Here is a 17538-nt window from a genome sequence, read left to right as displayed (position 1 = left end):
CCGCCTCAGCCGGCGAACAGCGGATCGCCTTCCGGATAGAGCAAGGCGGTGCCGCCCGTCGCAGCGGGGACGAGGCCGAACATCTCGGGCAGCAACTGCTCGCAGGCGAAGCGCGCGGTGGCGATCTTGGCGCGCAGGAACGGCGTGTCGTCGCCGCCGCCGATCCGCGTGGCGGCGACCTTGGCCTGCTGGAGCAGCAGATGCGCGGTGACGGTCAGGCCGAACATGCGCAGGAACGGCGTGGCGCCACCGGCGGCCTCGGCGGGCGCCATCGCGTAGAGTTTGCCGGCGGTCTCGCGCAGCGTCGCGACGGCGCGGGCCAGCGTCTTGGCGCCGGCGGTCAGTTCGCCGTCGGCGATCGCCCCGGCCGCCATCTCCTCGATGAAGGCGCGCCAGCCGACGCCGCCATCCATGCGCAGCTTGCGGCCGACCAGATCGAGCGCCTGGATGCCGTTGGTGCCCTCATAGATCGGCGCGATCCGCGCGTCGCGCAGATGGCGGGCGAGGCCGGTCTCCTCGATATAGCCCATGCCGCCGCCGATCTGGATGCCGAGGCTGGCCGCCTCGACGCCGCTGTCGGTGGCGAAGGCCTTGGCAATGGGGGTGAGCAGATCGGCCAGCGTCTTGGCGTCGGCGCGCGCGGCCGGATCGGGATCGGCATGGGCGATGTCGAGCGCGGCGACGGCATGATAGACCAGCGCGCGGCAACCCTCGGCACGGGCGCGCATCGTCATCAACATCCGGCGGACATCGGCATGGGCGAGGATCGGCTGGGGCTCGCGGCTGGCATCGAACCCGGCCGACTGCACCCGCTCGCGCGCGAAGGCGAGGGCATCGCGATAGGCGCGCTCGGCGATGGCGACGCCTTCCAGCCCGACATTGAGCCGGGCGTGGTTCATCATCGTGAACATCGCCGCGATGCCGCCGTGGCGCGGGCCGACCAGCCAGCCGATCGCGGGCTGCGCCTCGCCGAAGATCATCGTGCAGGTGGGCGAGGCATGGATGCCGAGCTTATGCTCGATCGCGGCGCAATCGACGCCGTTGCGCGCGCCGGGCGTCCCGTCGGTGTCGGGCAGGAATTTGGGCACGAGGAACAGGCTCAGCCCCTTGGTGCCGGCCGGCGCGTCCGGCGTGCGGGCGAGGACGAGATGGACGATGTTGGCCGCCAGATCATGCTCGCCCCAGGTGATGAAGATCTTGCTGCCCTTGATGTGCCAGGCATCGCCGTCCGCCGGCGTCGCGCTGGTACGGACCGCGCCGACGTCCGATCCCGCCTGCGGCTCGGTGAGGTTCATCGTCGCGGTCCATTCGCCGGAGACGATGCGCGGCAGGTAGAGCGCCTTCTGGTCGTCGCTGCCATGCACAGACAGCGCCTCGATCCCGCCGAGCGTCAGCATCATGCAGAGCTGGAAGGCCATGTTGGCGGACGCCAGCTGCTCCTGCACCGCCACGCCCAGCACCGCCGGCAGGCCCTGTCCGCCCGCTTCGGGTGCGGCTGACAGGCTGCCCCAGCCGCCTTCGACATAGGCCTGGTAGGCGGCGGCGAAGCCCTTGGGCAGCGTCACGCCCTCGGTCGACCAGCGCGCGCCCTCGGTGTCACCGATGGCGTGGAGCGCGGCGAAGCGGTCGTTGGCGAGCGCGTTCGCGCCATCGAGTATCGCCGTGACCATCTCCTCCTGCGCGTCCTCGAAGCCGGGCAGGCGGGCGAGGCGATCGAGCATCCCGCTCGTCTGAAGGGCGAACAATTGCTCTTCGGCAGGCGCGGTCACAGGCATCGGGCTCTCCATCTTTATCGGCCCGTCTTAGCGGGTCATTCTATCGGGAATAAGAGGGATCAGGGCGTGTGCGGGATCGTGCCCCCGGCGGGGCGATCGGGCCGCAGCCGCATCAGCCCCTCCTGCGCGGTGCGCGCGATCATCCGGCCATCCTGGCTGTAGATGGTGCCCGTCGCATGGCCGCGCCCGCGCCCGGCCCAGTCGCTACGGGTGACGTAGAGCAGCCACTGGTCGAGCGGGGCATCGTCGTGGAACCACACCGCATGATCGAGGCTCGCGGTCTGCATACTGGTGCGGAACATGCTGATGCCGTGCGGGATCAGCGCCGAACTGAGCAGCGCATAATCCGATACATAGGCCAGGATCGCGCGGCGCAGCGCGGCGTCTTCCGGGATCGGCGCGCGCAGCCGGAACCAGATCATCGCCTGCGGTTCGGCCTTGTCGCGCTGGAGGAAGGAGGGCGCGCCGACAGGCCGCATCTCGAAGGCGGACGGGTGGCGCAGATAGCGCTGCACCGTCTCCGGCCAGTCCGCGCCATAATGATCGGCCAGGTCGCCGAGCGTCGGCAGGCTGTCCGGCGGCGGCGCGGCGGGCATCGCCGCGCTGTGGCTGAGGCCCTCTTCCAGCCGCTGGAAGGAGGCGGTGAGGCTGAGCAGCGGGGCGCCATTCTGGATCGCGATCACCCGCCGGCTGGCGAAGCTGCCGCCATCGAAATCGCGTTCGACGCGCAGGATCACCGGCAGCGTCTCGTCGCCGGGGCGCAGGAAATAGGCGTGGAGGCTGTGCGCGATCTTGTCGCCGTCGCCGATCGATCGCTCCGCCGCCATGAACGCCTGCGCCACCACCTGGCCGCCGAAGATGCGGCCGCTGGCGCCCGGCTTCACCGGCCCGCGATAGAGATCGCGATCGAGCCGTTCGAGATCGAGCAGGTTGACGAGGTCGGCGACGCGATCCTCATGAAATTGTCCGGACAAAGTCGACATGGCTTCTGGCTAACCGAATTTGCGCGTCGATCAAGCCCTTTCGGCGACGGTCGGCCGTTCGACGTGCCGCAGATAGCCGGAGATCAGCAGGCCGAGGATCACCAGCAGTCCGGCATAAGCGACGATCCCGTGCCAGCCGGCCTGGCCCCAGGCGAGGCCGCCGACCGATCCCAGCACGCTCGATCCCATATAATAGAAGAACAGGTAGAAGGAGGCGGCGGTGGCGCGATCGGCGCCGGCGCGGTGGCTGACCCAGCTCGATGCGATCGAATGGGCGCCGAAGAAGCCGCCGGTCGCCAGCGCCAGCCCGATCACGAAGGCGACGAGGCCGGGCACGAGGGTGAGCAGGATGCCGGCGAGGAAGAGCAGGGTCGGGATCGGGAAGATCGTGGCGGTGCCGCGCCGGCTGGCCAGCCGGCCGAACCATGCGGAACTGGCGGTGCCGACCAGATAGATCAGGAACAGCGCGCCGACCGCCGACGGGCTGAGATCATAGGGGGCTTCCTGCAGGTGGAAACCGGCATAATTATAGAGGGTGACGAAGCCGCCCATCAGCAGGAAGGCTTCGGCATAGAGCCAGCGCATCGCGGCATCGCGGCGAAGCCGGCCGATCGCGGCGGCGACCGATTGCCAGTCATGGTGACGGGCGGTGAAGCCGCGCGATGGCGGCGCCGCCCAGCAGAAGATCAGCGCGGCGAGCAGGCCGGCGCCGCCGATCGCCGCCAGCCCGGCCTGCCAGCCGAAATGGTCCGCCACCACGCTGACCCCGACGCGGCCCGCCATGCCGCCGATCGTCGTGCCCGAGACATAGAGCCCCATCACCGTGGCGATCGCGCCGGCGCCGGCTTCCTCCGCGACATAGGCCATCGCCACCGACGGCACGCCGGCGAGTGCGAGGCCGATCAGCAACCGGCTCGCCAGCAGAAAGCCCCAGCTCGATACGATCGCCGAGGCACAGGTGAGGATCGAGGCGGCGAACAGCGAGGCGATCATCACGCCGCGCCGCCCGAGCCGATCCGACAGCAGCCCGGCGGCGACCAGCCCGAAGGCGAGCGGCCCGGTGGTGAGCGAGATGGCGAGGCTGGCCTGCGCCTCGTTCAGCCGGAAATCCTGCGCCAGCTGCGGCAGGATCGGCTGGGTAGCGTAGAGCAAGGCGAAGGTGGCGAGGCCGGCGGCGAGCATCGCGACCCGGAGACGATGGGAGGTCATGGCCGTCCCTCGCACAAATTGTACGGACATTCCATGGCAGCGTCGCCCGCGCCACGGCGAGGCCCAATGCTGTTGGGGGGCGGCGGGCGCGATGCTATCACCAACCGGATCAACGCGGTGGAGAGCGATGGGATGGGGGCGACGGGCGACACTCTCGTGGCGGGAGCGCGGATGGAGGAGCGAGGCCCGGTCGATCCGGCGCGCTTCCATGCCGAGATCACCGCGCACTACCGGCCGGTGGTGCTGCGCGGGCAGGCCGCGGCATGGCCCGCGGTGCAGGCGGCACAGCGATCGGACGAGGCGCTGGCCGCCTATGTCGCGCGCTTCGACAGCGGCCGCCCGGTCGAGGTGCTGGTCGGCCCGCCCGAGATTGGCGGCCATTATTTCTACAACGAGGCGCTGACCGGCTGCAATTTCCAGAAGCGCGGCGGCACGATCAGCGCGCTGCTCGATCGGCTGCTGCATCTGCGCGGCACGGCTGCGCCGGACACGCTCTATGCCGGCGCGGCGGCGGCGGGCGATCATCTGCCGGGCTGGACCGGGGAGAATCCGCTGGGCTTCGATCTCCCAACGGCGAAGGCGCGGATCTGGATCGGCAACGCCTCCCACGTCTCCACCCATTTCGACGAGGCGAGCAATGTCGCGGTGGTGATCGGCGGGCGGCGGCGCTTCACCCTGTTCCCGCCCGAGCAATTCCCGAACCTCTATGTCGGGCCGTTCCACCTGACGATCGCGGGGCCGCCGGTCAGCATGGTCGATCTCAACGCGCCCGATCTCGATCGCTATCCGCGCTTCGCCGAGGCGATGCGGCACGCGCTGGTCGCCGATCTCGGGCCGGGCGATGCGCTCTACATCCCGCCAATCTGGTGGCATAATGTGCAGGCGCCGGGGCCGTTCAACGTGATGATGAACTATTGGTGGGAGGAGCCGGACGCGACCTCGCCCCTCGCCACGCTCACCCAGGCGATCCGGGCGATGCGCGATCTCGAGCCCGCGCATCGTGCCGCGTGGAAGGCATGGTTCGATCATTATGTGTTCGATGACGGCGCCCCCCACGCCGCCGATCACCTGCCGCCCCATGCCCGTGGCGCGGCAGGCGCGAAGGCTTAGCGGGCCGCTTGGGGCACCAAGCCTTCAATCTGATCCGTTCGCACTGAGCCTGTCGAAGTGCGTGCATCAAGCGCCATGTTTGCGGCATGTCCTTCGACAAGCTCAGGACGAACGGGGGGCGATTTCAACTTATGGCATCATGCCCTAGCGCGCGGGATTGTCCGGCGTGGCCGATGTGCCGGGCGATCCCATGACCGGCAGGCTGGTGCCGGCATGGTCGGGCTTATAGGTGACGGGCAGCAGCCGCGCGGGAAGCTGCACGTCGATCGGTGTCGTCAGATCGCGCGACGAGGTGCCGAGCCACACGCGATAGGTGCCGGCCGGCCGCGTCCAGCCACCCTTCGCCGTATCGAAGCGGGCGAGCAGGCGCGGATCGACGGTGAGCGTCAGGCTTCTGGTTTGCCCCGGTTGCAACGCCACCTTGGCGAAGCCGCCCAGCCGGCGCGGCGCTTCCCAGCCGCCATCCGCCGGGCCGACATAGAGCTGCGGCACCGCCATGCCGGCGCGCGCGCCGCTGTTGGTGACGGTGAAGCCGATCGTCAGCTCGCCCCGGTCCAGCGTCGCCTTGGGGGGCGTCATCGTGAAGTGGGTGTAGGACAGGCCGAAGCCGAACGGATAGGCCGGCGCCAGCCCCTTCTTGTCGAACCATTTATAGCCGACCGCCGCGCCTTCGGCATAATCGACGGTGAAGGGCTGGGTCTCGGGCAGGCCGATGCCGTCCAGCACCGGGCGCGGCAACTGGTCCGTCCCGGCCATGAAGGTGACGGGCAGGCGGCCGGACGGATTGGCGCGGCCGAACAGCAGGTCGGCGATCGCCTCGCCGCCGCTAGTGCCGGGATACCAGGCCTCCAATATCCCGGCGACCTTGTTCGCCCACGGCATCAGCACCGGGCCGCCGGTTTCGAGCACCACGACGGTGCGCGGATTGGCGGCGGCGACGGCCTCGACCAGCGCATTCTGCTCATCCGACAGGGCGACGGGGAAATCCTGCGATTCCGCCATCCACTGGGTCACGAACACGACCGCGACGTCACTGTCCTTGGCCAGCTTCGCGGCGGCCGCCGGATCGGTGCCGGCCGAGAAATTCACCGCGGCCTTGGGGGCGTTGCGCTGGATCGCCGTCATCGGCGAGAAAGGGAGATAGACGATCGGCCCCGGCCACGAGGTCGGTGCGATCCCCGGCACCGCATTGCCACCCTGCGGATAGACCTGCGCCGATCCGCCGCCGGATAGCACGCCCGCATCGGCATGGCCGCCGATCACCGCGATGCGCCTGGCCGTCGCCGCGATCGGCAGCACATCGCCCTCGTTGCGGAGCAGCACCGCGCCCTCGGTGGCGGCGGCGCGGCTGACGGCGGCATCGGCGGCGAAGTCGATCGGCGATATCGCGACCGGATCGTCGATCACCCCCTTGGCGAACAGCGACCACAGGATGCGCCCGGCCATGTCGTCCAGCCGGGCCTGCGGCACCTGGCCGGCCTTGATCGCGGCGGCGAGCTTGGCGCCGAAATAGGGCTTGGCGGGATCGGTATAGCCGGTCTCCTGATCGAGCCCGGCATTGGCGGCCTTCACGGTGGAGTGGGTGGCGCCCCAATCGGACATGACGAAGCCCTGCCAGCCCCAGTCCCGCTTCAGCACGTCGGTGAGCAGCCAGTCATGCTCGCAGGCATAATCCCCGTTGAGATGCTGGTAGGAGCACATCACCGATCCCGCCTGCGACCGCTCCAGCGCGATCTGGAAGGCGAGCAGATCGGACATGCGCGCCTGATCCTTGTCGACGATCGCATCGAGGATGGTGCGGCCGGTCTCCTGATCGTTAAACGCATAATGCTTGATCGTCGCGACGATATGATTGGATTCGATGCCCTGCACCGCGGCGCCGACCATCGTGCCGGCGAGCAGCGGGTCTTCGCCGCCATATTCGAAGGTCCGCCCGCCGCGCGGATCGCGGACCAGATCGACGCCGCCGGTGAGCATCACGTCGAAGCCCGAGGCGCGCGCCTCCGATCCGATCATCGCGCCGCCGGTGAAGGCGAGGCGCGGGTTCCAGCTGGCGGCGAGCGCGATGCCGGAGGGGAGCGAGGTGCGCTCGAGCGGATGTTCGCGATCGACATTCTGGGTGGCGACGCCGACGCCCGCGTCGCTCTGCCACTGGGGCGGGATGCCGAGGCGCGGCACACCGGCGACGAAGCCCGCCGATCCGTAGCGGGCGAGCGGATCGGCCTTGAAATGGTCGCCCGGCTGATCGGTGCCGAACCAGCCCGTGACGAGGGTCAGCTTCTCCGCCTGGGTCATCGCGGCGAGCAGCAGGCGGACCCGGTCGGGCGTGGCGAGCGCGGCGTTCATCCAGGGGCGGGCGTCGGCGGCGTAGTGGACCGGCGGCGCGGCCGTCGCCGGGCAGGCGGCACCCAGCATCAGCGCGGCGATCAGGCGGGCGTGCGGCATGATTTCTCTCTCCCTGTCTTATGATATCGGTTGCGCCTGCATGGCGGGGCGTGGGGTTCGCGGCGATCCGAAGAGCGCGTGCCATTGCGGAAAGGCGATGCTTGCGCGACACAGGCGCCGCCGCCCCACGTGGCCAGCGCCATCCGGCCGCGACGACATGGGGGCCGGCGAAGGAGTGACGTTCCGGCATGAAGATCGATTATCGCAACAATCGCGCCGCCGGTTCGAATGGCGCCGAACGGGGCGAAGAGCGCGGCGCGAGGCTGGCCACCAGCCTGTCCGGCACCAATCTGGCGCGGGCGGGCGACTATAACCAGCGTATCGTGTTGCAGGCGGTTCGCATCTCCGAGCATATCACCCGCGCCGAGATCGTCGAGCAGACCGGGCTGACCGTGCCGACGATCGCCAACATCACCAAGCGCCTGCTCGATCGCGGCCTGATCCTGAACGCCGGCAAGCGGGTGGGCGGGCGCGGGCAGCCGGCATTGCGCTTCGCCATCAACCCCGATGGCTGCTTCGGCATCGGCGTGAACATCGATCGCGATCATGTCAGCGTCGTCGCGCTCGATCTCGCCGGCAATGTCCGCGCCCGCGAGACGCGCGAGATCGCCTTCCCGATGCCCGATCAGGTAGTGGCGCATGTCCGCGAGGTGGTCGACGCGATCCTCGCCTCCGGCGCGATCGATGCGGATCGCGTGCTGGGCATCGGCGTCGCTTTGCCGGACGGGCTGGGCAGCGTCGCGCTGCCGCACCGCCCCGAAGGCTATGAGCTGTGGAACGAGGTGGATGTGGTGGCGCTGTTCGCGGCGGTGATGCCGTGGCCGGTCTATTGCGACAATGACGCCGCCGCCGCGGCCATCGGTGAGGCGCAATTTGGCGCCGGTCTGCTCCATTCGAGCTTCTTCTACCTGCTGCTGACGGCGGGCCTCGGCGGCGGGCTGGTGATCGACGGCGGCTATTATCGCGGCGCCACCGGGCGCAGCGGCGAGATCGGCTTCCTGCCGAGCAGCGGCGGACACATGTTGCAGGACAGCGTGTCGCTTTCCGCCCTCTATGCGATGCTGGAGGCGGACGGGCTGTCGATCGCGTCGCCGGCCGAACTGGAGCAGCCGACCGCCCCCGTCGCTACGGTGATCGATCGCTGGATCGATCGCGCCGCCACCGATCTGGTCGCGCCGCTGACCGCGGTGAACTGCTTGGTCAACCCCGAGGCGGTGCTGATCGGCGGACGCCTGCCGGCCGACCTGATCGAGCGGCTGGCCGTGGCAGTGAACGAACGGCTCGCGGCCGAAGGAGCGGGCCTGCCCAGTCTCGCGCCGGTGATCCGCGCCGATCTGGCCGCCGATGCACCGGCGGTGGGCGCGGCGATCCTGCCGTTCAACGACGCGGTCTTCCCCTCGGACAATATCCTGATGAAGGTCGGCCACGACTGAGCGGCCTTTCAGGGCGTGCGGGTCAGGGGGCAGACCGGATCGGTGGCCTCCCTCACGGCGGTGGCGTCCTGGCCGAAGTGCAGCACCATGCGGCGGCTGGCGGCGAAGCGCGGCCATGCCGGCAGGCCGGCGGCCTCGGGGCGGCCGGTGCGCGCGAAGGCCAGCCAATAATCCTGCATCGTCGCGGCGCCCCCCGTGCCCCGGTGCATGACCGATCCGATATCCGATCCATGGGTGACAGGCGTGCCGTCGGCATCGGCATGATCGAAGCGGTACATCCATGCCGGCCCGCCGCTTCGCGTCCGCGCCACCACCTCGGACGGACAGCGGAAGATGAGGTCGGTCGCGATGTCGAGCGCTCTGTCCTCGGACACCGGGCCGGGCTTGGACAGGCCGTAATGCGCGAAGACCGTGGGGCCATCCTTTCCGAAGCGCTGGCGGATCACGGCGCGCGCGTCGCCCTTGATGTCGGTCGGGGTGAATTCATGCAGGTTGGTGCCGATGATCAGCGGCGCCGGGTTCGCCGCCTTGGCCAGCAGGCGGGACGGGGTATCGGGCAGCACCACGCCATCCACCGTCATCTGCAGCCAGACGAAGCTGTCGTCGCCGACGCTGGGGACATGCACGGCGTCGCCGGCGCGGAGCAGGGCTGCGACCGGCAGGCTGCGCATCGTCGCGGCATCGGCATCGGCGGGCGCGCCGGCCAGGCGGGCGAGCCGCTCACCCAGTGCCTCGGCCTCCGCCAGGCTGCGCGTGGGGACGCCGAAGGCCGGGGAGCCGCTCTGCTCGATCGCGCCGGCGAACAATCCCCGGTTGGCGGGGAGCAGCCGCTGGATGCCGACATCCTGCCCGCCCGCCGATTCCCCGAAGATCGTGATCCGCGCCGGATCGCCGCCGAAGCGGGCGATATTGGCCTTCACCCAGCGCAGCGCCGCCTGCTGGTCCATCAGCCCGTAATTGCCGGAGGCACGGCGCGGCGATTCCGCGCTCAGCGCCGGGTGCGACAGGAAGCCCAGCGCGCCCAGCCGATAGTTGAGATCGACCAGCACGACGCCGTGCGAGACCAGATCGGAATCGATATTGCCCATCCCCGATCCGCCGCGATTGCCGCCGCCATGGATCCACACCATCACCGGTAGGGGACGGGCCGGGGTGAGCGTTGGGGTCCGCAGTTCGAGCGTCAGGCAATCCTCGCGGCCCGCGATCGCATCCTTGCGATTCCATACTCCATAATCGCTTTGCGGGCAGGCCGATCCGGCCTTGATCGCGGCGCGCGGCGCGGACCAGCGGATCGGCTGCGGCGGCTTCCAGCGCAGCGGGCCGACCGGCGGCCGGGCATAGGGTATGCCGCGGAAGGCGATGCTGCCATCTGCCTCGCGCGCGCCGACGAGCGGGCCTTCGCTGGTCATCACGGCTGGCGCAACGGGAACGACCGACGCCGACGCGGACGCCGCCGATAGCGCAAGGCCGAGCAGCGCCGGGATCATTGGTCGGCGATGGCCAGCGGGGCGGGGGCGGGCTTGGCCAACGCCTCCGCGATCGCCCTTTGCGCCACCGGGATCATCTGGTCATAGCCGGTCGGGTTGGGATGGACGCCGTCGATCGTCCAGTCGGCGCGGAACCCGCCCTGGCCATCCTGCAAGGCGGACCAGTAATCGGCATAGACCGATCCCGTCCGTGCCGCATAGGCCTTCAGCCAGGCGTCGAGCGTCTCGATCTTGCGGGTCACTTCCAGCCCGGGGCGCCAGGCGAAATGCGAGGCCGGCGGGATCGAGCCGAGGATCACCCGGATGCCATGGACCTGGGCCAGCTCCGTCATCGTGCGGATATTGGCTTCGGTCTCCTCGGCGGTCATCGGGCCGGTGTTGCTGGCGATATCGTTGGTGCCGGCCATGATCTGGACCACGGCGGGGTGGAGCGCGATCACATCCTGCCGGAAACGGACCAGCATCTGCGGCGTCGTCTGGCCACCAATGCCCCGCCCGATGCGGCCGGCGACGAAGAAGGCGGGTCGCGCATCCCGCCACATCTGGGTGATCGAATCGCCGATGAACACCACGCGCGGTGCGTCCGATCGGGGCGGCAGCGCAGCGTCCTCGGCTTTGTAGCGGTCCATCCACGCCCAATCGTCATGCAGCCGCTGTTCGGCAGCGGCGTTGCCGGCGGCGATTTCGGCGGGTGTCTGCGCGGCGGCAAGGGGGCTGGCAGCGGCGAGCGCGATCAGGGCGAGGGGGGCAGCACGCATCGGACCATCTCCATCGGGGTCTGGCGCCCCATTCGGCCAAGCAACCATGCCCCGTCGAAAAATGCAAATCGATTTCTTTAAGGGGTACGGGACCAGAACTTGGCGGCGGAAATGGGGGGAGGAAGATTGACAGCGACGTCATCGCTCGCGCATTCCGGCCCGAGCGCGCCCCAGATTGCGTGAAGGAGAGGATTTCGATGACCAGTGGCCGTTCGGCGAGGGGCACCTTGCCCTCCTTCATCACCGTGACCTGCCTGTTTTTCGCCTGGGGGTTCATCACCTCCAACAATGATCCGCTGATCGCGGCGCTGCGCGGCATCTACAGCCTGACGACGGCCGAGGCGATGCTGACCCAGTTCGCCTTCTTCCTGGCCTATGGCGTCTTCTCGCTGCCCGCCGCCGCCGTGCTCGGCCGGCTCGGCCCGAGCCGCACCATCATGGCGGCGCTGGGCGTGATGATCGCCGGCTGCATGATCGTGCTGGTCGCCTCGGCGGTGCAGACCTATGTGCTGGTGCTGGTGGCGCTGTTCACCCTGGCCGCCGGCATCACCGCGCTGCAGGTCGCGGCGAACCCGCTCACCGTGGCATTGGGCGCGCCCGAAAAGGCGCATTTCCGACTCACCTTCGCGCAGGCGTTCAATTCGCTCGGCGTGGTGCTCGGCGTCGATCTCGGCGCGCGGGTGATGCTGTCCGGCGACGTGTTCAAGCATGGCGGGGCGACGATCACCGACGAGGCATCGCGCCTCGCGGGGCTGGCGGCGGTCAACCACGCCTTCCTGGTGATCGCGGTATTCCTGCTGGCGCTGCTGGCGCTGATCTTCGTGATGCGCAACCGGATCGAGCAGGCCGTGCCGCATGGCGGCAACGCCAATGGCGATGCGGTGTCGCCGTTCGCGGCGCTGCGTTCGGGCTGGGCGCTGTCGGGCGCGGCGGCGGTGTTCCTCTATGTCGGTTCCGAGGTGACGATCGGGTCGCTGATGATCAACTATCTCAACCGGCCGGAGGTGCTGGGCGTCAGCCTCGCCGTCGCCGGATCGATGACCGCTTATTATTACTGGGGCGGCGCGCTGGTCGGCCGCTTCATCGGCAGCGCGCTGCTGACCGTGGTGCCGGCCGGCGTGCTGCTGAGCATCATGGTCGCCGCCAATGTGGTGCTGGCGATCGCCGCCTTCACGCTGCACGGGCCGACCGCCGCCTGGTGTGCGCTGTCGATGGGCCTGTTCAACTCGATCATGTTCCCGACCTTGTTCTCGCTGACGATGCAGCGCTCGTCGGTGCCGCCGTCCGCGACCTCGGGCGTGCTGTGCGTGGCGATCGTGGGCGGCGCGATCCTGCCGTGGATCGCCGGCCGGATCACCGATGCGACGGGCAGCTTCGGCGAGGCCTTCATCGTGCCGGTGATCGGCTATATCGGCATCTTGGTCTTCGCGGTCGCCGCCGCGCGGGTGAAGGGCGCCGACCACAAGCCGCTGGCGATGCCCGCCGGGCATTGAGCCTTCGGAGAGGGTCTGCCCGATCAGGCAGACCCTCCCTGATCATCCCTAGCCGATCGGGACGCTGGCCGGCGTCACGTTCCAGCCCCGCACATTCACCGCCGCAGCGGTGCCCGCCGGTTGCACGCCGTCCATCGTCGTGATGGTGACGGTGCGGCTCTCGCCGGGCAGCAGGCTGACATAATTGTCGCTGTAGAAGGCGGGCAGCACCCGCTCGCCCTTGGCATCCACCAATGTCAGCTTGGCTTCGAGCAGCGGCGTGGTGCCGTGGTTGGTGAGCTCCACCGCGATGCCGTCACCCGATCGCCGCGCGGTGGCGGTCAGCGCCTGCTGCGGCATGGTCGAGAGCGCGCGATAGGCGGCATCGTCCTTGCCCTGCCAATAGACGTTGCGGCTGATCTGGTGTCCGCCGCGATCGGTGAGCGACAATTCCACCAGCACCAGCCCCTGGGTATCGAGCAGCGCCTGCAGGGCGAGCGGCTTCAGAGTCGTCGTCTGGTTGGCCGGCGCGGCGACGGTCTCGCTGCGATCGAGCAGGCTGCGGCCGGAGACGTCCACCACCTGCGCGCGCATCGTCAGGCCATCGGCCGGCTCGCGCGTCGTGTTGGCGATGGCGATCGCGTAATCGGGCAGATTGAGCTGGACATGGACCGGCTGAAGCGCGGTCTTCACGCCGTAGAAGCTCGCCTGCGTGTCATAATCATGGCTGAGGATCTGCCAGTGGTTGGACGGCCAGGCGGGCTGGGTCATCCACAGCAGGCGGCCGCTGTCCCTGGTCCACAGATGCGCGTTGAAGCCTTCGAAGATCGCGCGATAATTGACGTAGTTGAACATCTGCGCCTTGCGCTCGAAATCCTCGAGGCTGGTCGGCTCGCCGAGCTGCGTGGTCAGCGCGTCCATGAACGTCTTCACGTCGCCGTTCCCGCCGATGTGCCAATCATGATAGGCCAGCGTATCGCTGATCGGCCAGCGATCGGCGGGCGGCACCATCGCCTGCACCGCCTCCAGCGTGGCCAGCGAGGGGGTGCCGGTCTCCACCGAGAAGCCGGTGGCGAGATCGGTGAAATAGCCGACGGGCGGGCGATAATTATACGGCCCGCTATTCTGCAGCCCGACCCGGTTGGAGCTGCCGGTATAATAGCGCGTGCCGTCGAGCGTCTGGACGAGATGGTCCAGCCCTTCGTTGACGATCGGCTGCGGCACGCCCTCGTTGCGGCCGAACCACAGGGCGATCGAAGGATGGTTGCGATAGCGCGCGATCACGTCCGCCGCATTCTTGAGCAGCAGATCGGGATTCTCGGCCTCATTCTGGTAATCCTGCGTCGATTCCCAGAAATCGTTGAGGATCAGCATGCCATATTCGTCGGCGAGATCGTAGAAGACGTCCTCGGTATTCTGGCCCACCCAGTTGCGGATGATGTCGATATTGGCCTCCTTGTGGAGGCGGAAATAGGGTTCCAGCCGCGCGCGGGAGACGCGCTTCATATAATCGTCCATGCCCCAATTGCCGCCGCGCGCCGCGATGCGGACGCCGTTGACGTAGATCGTCAGATGCGGCTCGGGCATTTCGGAGGGGACATCCCGCACCGCCGGCGAGACGGCGCCGGCAGGCGTCAGCGATTCCGCCCAGCCGGTCGGCGTCTGCTTGATGTCGAGATGCTTCAGCGCGACCAGATCCTCGCCGCGCTGGTGCGCCATCGTGGGATCGATCACCACCCGGCGCAGCTGGCCGTCGGGCGCGAACAGCGAGAGGCCGTAGGTCATCTCGCGCATCCCGAAGCGGCGCTGCTGGCGATCGGAGACGGCGCCGTCGACGCTCGCGGTGGCGGTCAGCGTGTAGAGATTCTGCGCGCCATAGCCATTGGGCCACCAGAGCTTCGGCTGGGCGACGTGGAGCTGCGCGAAATCGGCGGGCGCGAACACGACCTCGCTCGCGCCCGGCGGCGCGCTGACGGTGCGCGAGACGCTCACCCCCTCGAACGCGGCGGTGACAGTGGTGGAGACGGGGGCGGCGCCATCGTTCGATATCGGCACGCGGATCGTCACGTCGGCGCTGTCGATGGCGGGCAGGGGGAGCTTGGTCACCACCTGCGGATCGCCGACGCGGACGCTGCCGGTGGAGAGCAGTTCGACCGGCTGCCACAGGCCGATATCGCGATCGCGGACACCGGGAATCCAGTCCCATCCTTCGGTCGCCATGAAGCTCGGCCCGTCGAGCGCCATCTGGCCGCCATTGTTGCCGGGGCCGCGCGCGATCGATTCCTCGTCCGGGATGCCGGGATGGGGCGGCGGGGTGATCTTCACCGCCACGATATTGTGGCCGGGGACCAGCCACGGGGTCACATCGTACCGGCCGCGGATGAAGGCCCCTTCGATCCGGCCGACCTGCCGGCCGTTCACCCAGATCTGGGCGGCATAGTTGATGCCCTTGAACAGCAGATACTGGTGCCGGCCGCCGGCCTGCGCCGGCAGGTCGAAGCCGGTGCGATACCACCAATCCTGCCGGCTCAGCTTTTCGGGGATGGCGAGGTTGTTGAGGCCGTAGCCGGGATCGGGATAGACGCCGCGCGCGACGAGCGTGGTCAGCACCGTGCCGGGCACGGTGGCGGCATACCAATGTGCGGTGTCGAAGCCGTCGCGGCTGATCGCGGCGCCGTCCCCGGTCACGTCCGGCGCGGCGGCGAGCTTCCAGCCGCCGATCTGCCAGCGGTCCTCGGCCAGCTTCGTCAGCGGCGCGGTGTCGGTGGGCGGGGTCGCGACCGGGGCCGATGGCGGGGTGTGGCCGGTCGGCAAGGTCGCGGCGTCCTGCGGCTGGAACAGGCCGCGCCAATTCTTCTCCTGCCAGTCCCAGCCCTGGCCGGGCTTCTGGAAGGCGACCAGCGACGGATCGGGCTTCGTGCGCGCGGCATCGGCGAAGGCCTGCGCCGGCATCGCCTGCGGCAGCACCGTCAGCCCGATCAGCGCGCCGCCGAAATGGGCGTGTCCGGCGACGACCGGTGCGAGCGCGAGATGCGGGGCGACGGCCGGCACCGCCATCGCCTTGGCTGCCACCAGCCGGCCATCGACATAGAGCGAGACGGTGTGGCCATCCGAACTGGCCCCCACCAGCGTCCAGCGGGCGGGCGCGATCGTGGCGGGTGCTCGCAGCATGGCGTCCGCGGTGCGGAAACTCAGATGGCCGTCGTCCAGCCCGATCGCGCGGCGCAGGCCCGCCGGATCACCGATCGCGGCGATGGTGACCTCGCCCTTGGCCGGCACGTCGATCCGCACCCAGCCGCTGATCGACCAGACATCGCCGGTCGCGGCGAGCTGGGCCTGCCCGGTCAGCGCGGCGTCGCTGCCGATGCCGCCGGCGAGGATCGAGATGTCATAGGGTCCGCGCCCATCCACCAGAGCGGGATCGGACAGCGTTGCCGCCTGGACCCAACCGATGGGCGCCGTGCTGGCAAGCAGGGCTGCGATGCGGAATAGCGAACGGCCGACAGGCGACATGCAGGACTCCCCAGAAATTATTGTTTTTCGGCCGTCGGCGCGAGCACCGACATCCGTATGGGAGGCATCATGCCAAAAATACTTCTTCCAATCTTCATTTTTTTTCGCGACAGGTGCCGTCAGTGAAAAAACCGCCGCCACCGGAATATCGTGTGCGGAAAAGGGGCCGCCGCCGGGTGCGGGGCAAGGCTGGGAGCAGGATGATTTCAGGGTCTCACCATCATAGCCGATCGTTCGCGCGATGACCGACATCACCTATCTCGGCGTGGAGCTGGGTGGCACCAAATGCGTGTGTACGCTCGCCTCCGGGCCGGACGCGATCATCGCTCAGCACCGCATCCCGACGACCGAGCCGGGCGAGACGCTGGGTGCGATCGAACGGGTGCTCGATGACTGGATGACCGATCATCGCCCGGTGTCGCTCGGCCTGGCGAGCTTCGGCCCGATCGATCTCGATCCCGACTCGCCGACCTATGGCCACATCACCGCGACGACCAAGCCGGGCTGGAAGAATGCCAGCGTCGCGCAGCGCTTCGCCCGCAGCACCGGCCTGCCGACCGCGATCGACACCGACGTGGCCGGCGCCGCGCTGGCCGAGGGCCGCTGGGGCGGCGCCAAGGGGCTGTCGTCGTTCGCCTACATCACCGTGGGTACGGGGGTGGGCGCCGGCATCGTCGTCGGGGGGCGTTCGGTGCGCGGGCTCGGCCATCCCGAGGCGGGGCACATGCATGTCGCCCGGATGCCCGGTGACGCATGGCCCGGCGCCTGCACCTTCCATGGCGATTGCGTCGAGGGGCTCGCCTCGGGCTTCGCGATCGAGCAGCGCAGCGGCCGCCCGGCATCCGAGATCGCCGCCGACGATCCGGTCTGGGCGGCGGTCGCGCACACGCTGGCGGGGATGTGCCACAATCTCGTGATGACGGCGGTGCCGGAGCGCATCCTGATCGGCGGCGGCGTGGTGACACGGCAGCCGCAGATCCTGCCGATGGTGCGACAGAGGCTCGTCGCCAGCCTGGCCGGCTATGGCGATGCGATCGCCGTCACCGGCCGGATCGAGCGCTTCATCGCGTCCCCGGCGCTGGGCGACCAGGCCGGCCCGCTGGGCGCGATCGCGCTGGCGCTCGACGCAGCGAAGGCCGGACAGGCGGCGCCCGCCGGCGTCTGACGCTTCGTTCAGGCAGCTTTAAGAAATTTGTTATTTTTAATATTGACGGGCGGCACAGTCGCCGCCAAAAAGACCAGGCTGATCGAGGCGGGGAAACCGTCCGGCACGTTGGGGGGAGGGTGCGGCCAGACGCCATATGTGCGTCCAGGCATGATCTCGATCCCCGCTAAATCGGCGAGCAAGCTGCC

General features: G+C 69.1%; 12 protein-coding genes. 4 read left to right on the top strand and 8 right to left on the bottom strand.

Annotation, left to right across the window (positions count from 1 at the left end; genetic code table 11):
• Positions 1-5 precede the first annotated feature (5 nt).
• Genes PBT88_RS13960 through PBT88_RS13950 form a run of 3 tightly spaced genes read right to left on the bottom strand, consistent with a single transcriptional unit; the run spans position 6 to position 3967 of the window.
• Entirely contained in the window at positions 6-1775 is a 1770-nt protein-coding gene (locus tag PBT88_RS13960) for an acyl-CoA dehydrogenase family protein (RefSeq protein WP_270075939.1), read from the bottom strand.
• A 59-nt stretch (positions 1776-1834) separates the two neighbouring features.
• Positions 1835-2758: an acyl-CoA thioesterase gene (locus PBT88_RS13955; RefSeq protein WP_270075938.1), complete on the bottom strand. Its 924-nt coding sequence runs from the start codon at positions 2756-2758 to the stop codon at positions 1835-1837.
• 30 nt (positions 2759-2788) lie between these two features.
• Entirely contained in the window at positions 2789-3967 is a 1179-nt protein-coding gene (locus PBT88_RS13950) for an MFS transporter (RefSeq protein WP_270075937.1), read from the bottom strand.
• Positions 3968-4033: 66 nt separating this feature from the next.
• Here PBT88_RS13950 and PBT88_RS13945 point away from each other — a divergent pair, with 66 nt between their 5' ends.
• The gene (locus PBT88_RS13945; RefSeq protein ID WP_270075936.1) at positions 4034-5077 is read left to right on the top strand and encodes a cupin-like domain-containing protein; all 1044 of its coding nucleotides are present in this window, start codon (positions 4034-4036) and stop codon (positions 5075-5077) included.
• A gap of 144 nt (positions 5078-5221) precedes the next feature.
• On the opposite strand, the gene PBT88_RS13940 is transcribed toward PBT88_RS13945, so the two are convergent.
• On the bottom strand, positions 5222-7522 hold the full coding sequence (locus PBT88_RS13940) for a beta-glucosidase (protein WP_270075935.1): 2301 nt from the start codon (positions 7520-7522) through the stop codon (positions 5222-5224).
• Positions 7523-7710: 188 nt separating this feature from the next.
• Here PBT88_RS13940 and PBT88_RS13935 point away from each other — a divergent pair, with 188 nt between their 5' ends.
• Positions 7711-8955: an ROK family transcriptional regulator gene (locus tag PBT88_RS13935; protein ID WP_270075934.1), complete on the top strand. Its 1245-nt coding sequence runs from the start codon at positions 7711-7713 to the stop codon at positions 8953-8955.
• Between the two features lie 8 nt (positions 8956-8963).
• On the opposite strand, the gene PBT88_RS13930 is transcribed toward PBT88_RS13935, so the two are convergent.
• Both PBT88_RS13930 and PBT88_RS13925 read right to left on the bottom strand, forming a co-directional pair.
• Complete coding sequence (locus PBT88_RS13930; protein WP_270075933.1) at positions 8964-10442, bottom strand: carboxylesterase/lipase family protein; 1479 nt, start codon at positions 10440-10442, stop codon at positions 8964-8966.
• Positions 10439-11200, bottom strand: a complete 762-nt coding sequence (locus PBT88_RS13925; protein WP_270075932.1) for a GDSL-type esterase/lipase family protein — start codon at positions 11198-11200, stop codon at positions 10439-10441. Before PBT88_RS13925 ends, PBT88_RS13930 begins: the two co-directional genes overlap by 4 nt.
• 197 nt (positions 11201-11397) lie before the next feature.
• Here PBT88_RS13925 and PBT88_RS13920 point away from each other — a divergent pair, with 197 nt between their 5' ends.
• A complete protein-coding gene (locus tag PBT88_RS13920; protein ID WP_270075931.1) occupies positions 11398-12693 on the top strand; it encodes an MFS transporter in 1296 nt (431 codons plus the stop codon).
• A 48-nt stretch (positions 12694-12741) separates the two neighbouring features.
• Here PBT88_RS13920 and PBT88_RS13915 read toward each other — a convergent pair whose 3' ends face one another.
• A complete protein-coding gene (locus PBT88_RS13915) occupies positions 12742-16185 on the bottom strand; it encodes a glycosyl hydrolase 2 galactose-binding domain-containing protein (protein WP_270075930.1) in 3444 nt (1147 codons plus the stop codon).
• A gap of 241 nt (positions 16186-16426) precedes the next feature.
• Here PBT88_RS13915 and PBT88_RS13910 point away from each other — a divergent pair, with 241 nt between their 5' ends.
• The gene (locus PBT88_RS13910) at positions 16427-17350 is read left to right on the top strand and encodes an ROK family protein (protein ID WP_270075929.1); all 924 of its coding nucleotides are present in this window, start codon (positions 16427-16429) and stop codon (positions 17348-17350) included.
• Between the two features lie 8 nt (positions 17351-17358).
• Here the strand turns inward: PBT88_RS13910 and PBT88_RS13905 are convergent, their stop codons facing one another.
• Positions 17359-17532, bottom strand: a complete 174-nt coding sequence (locus PBT88_RS13905) for a hypothetical protein (protein ID WP_270075928.1) — start codon at positions 17530-17532, stop codon at positions 17359-17361.
• Positions 17533-17538 lie beyond the last annotated feature (6 nt).

This window comes from Sphingomonas abietis (assembly GCF_027625475.1).
Lineage (GTDB): Bacteria > Pseudomonadota > Alphaproteobacteria > Sphingomonadales > Sphingomonadaceae > Solisphingomonas > Solisphingomonas abietis.
Note: the sequence above shows the minus strand (reverse complement) of the source record. Positions and strands in the feature narration are given on the sequence as shown.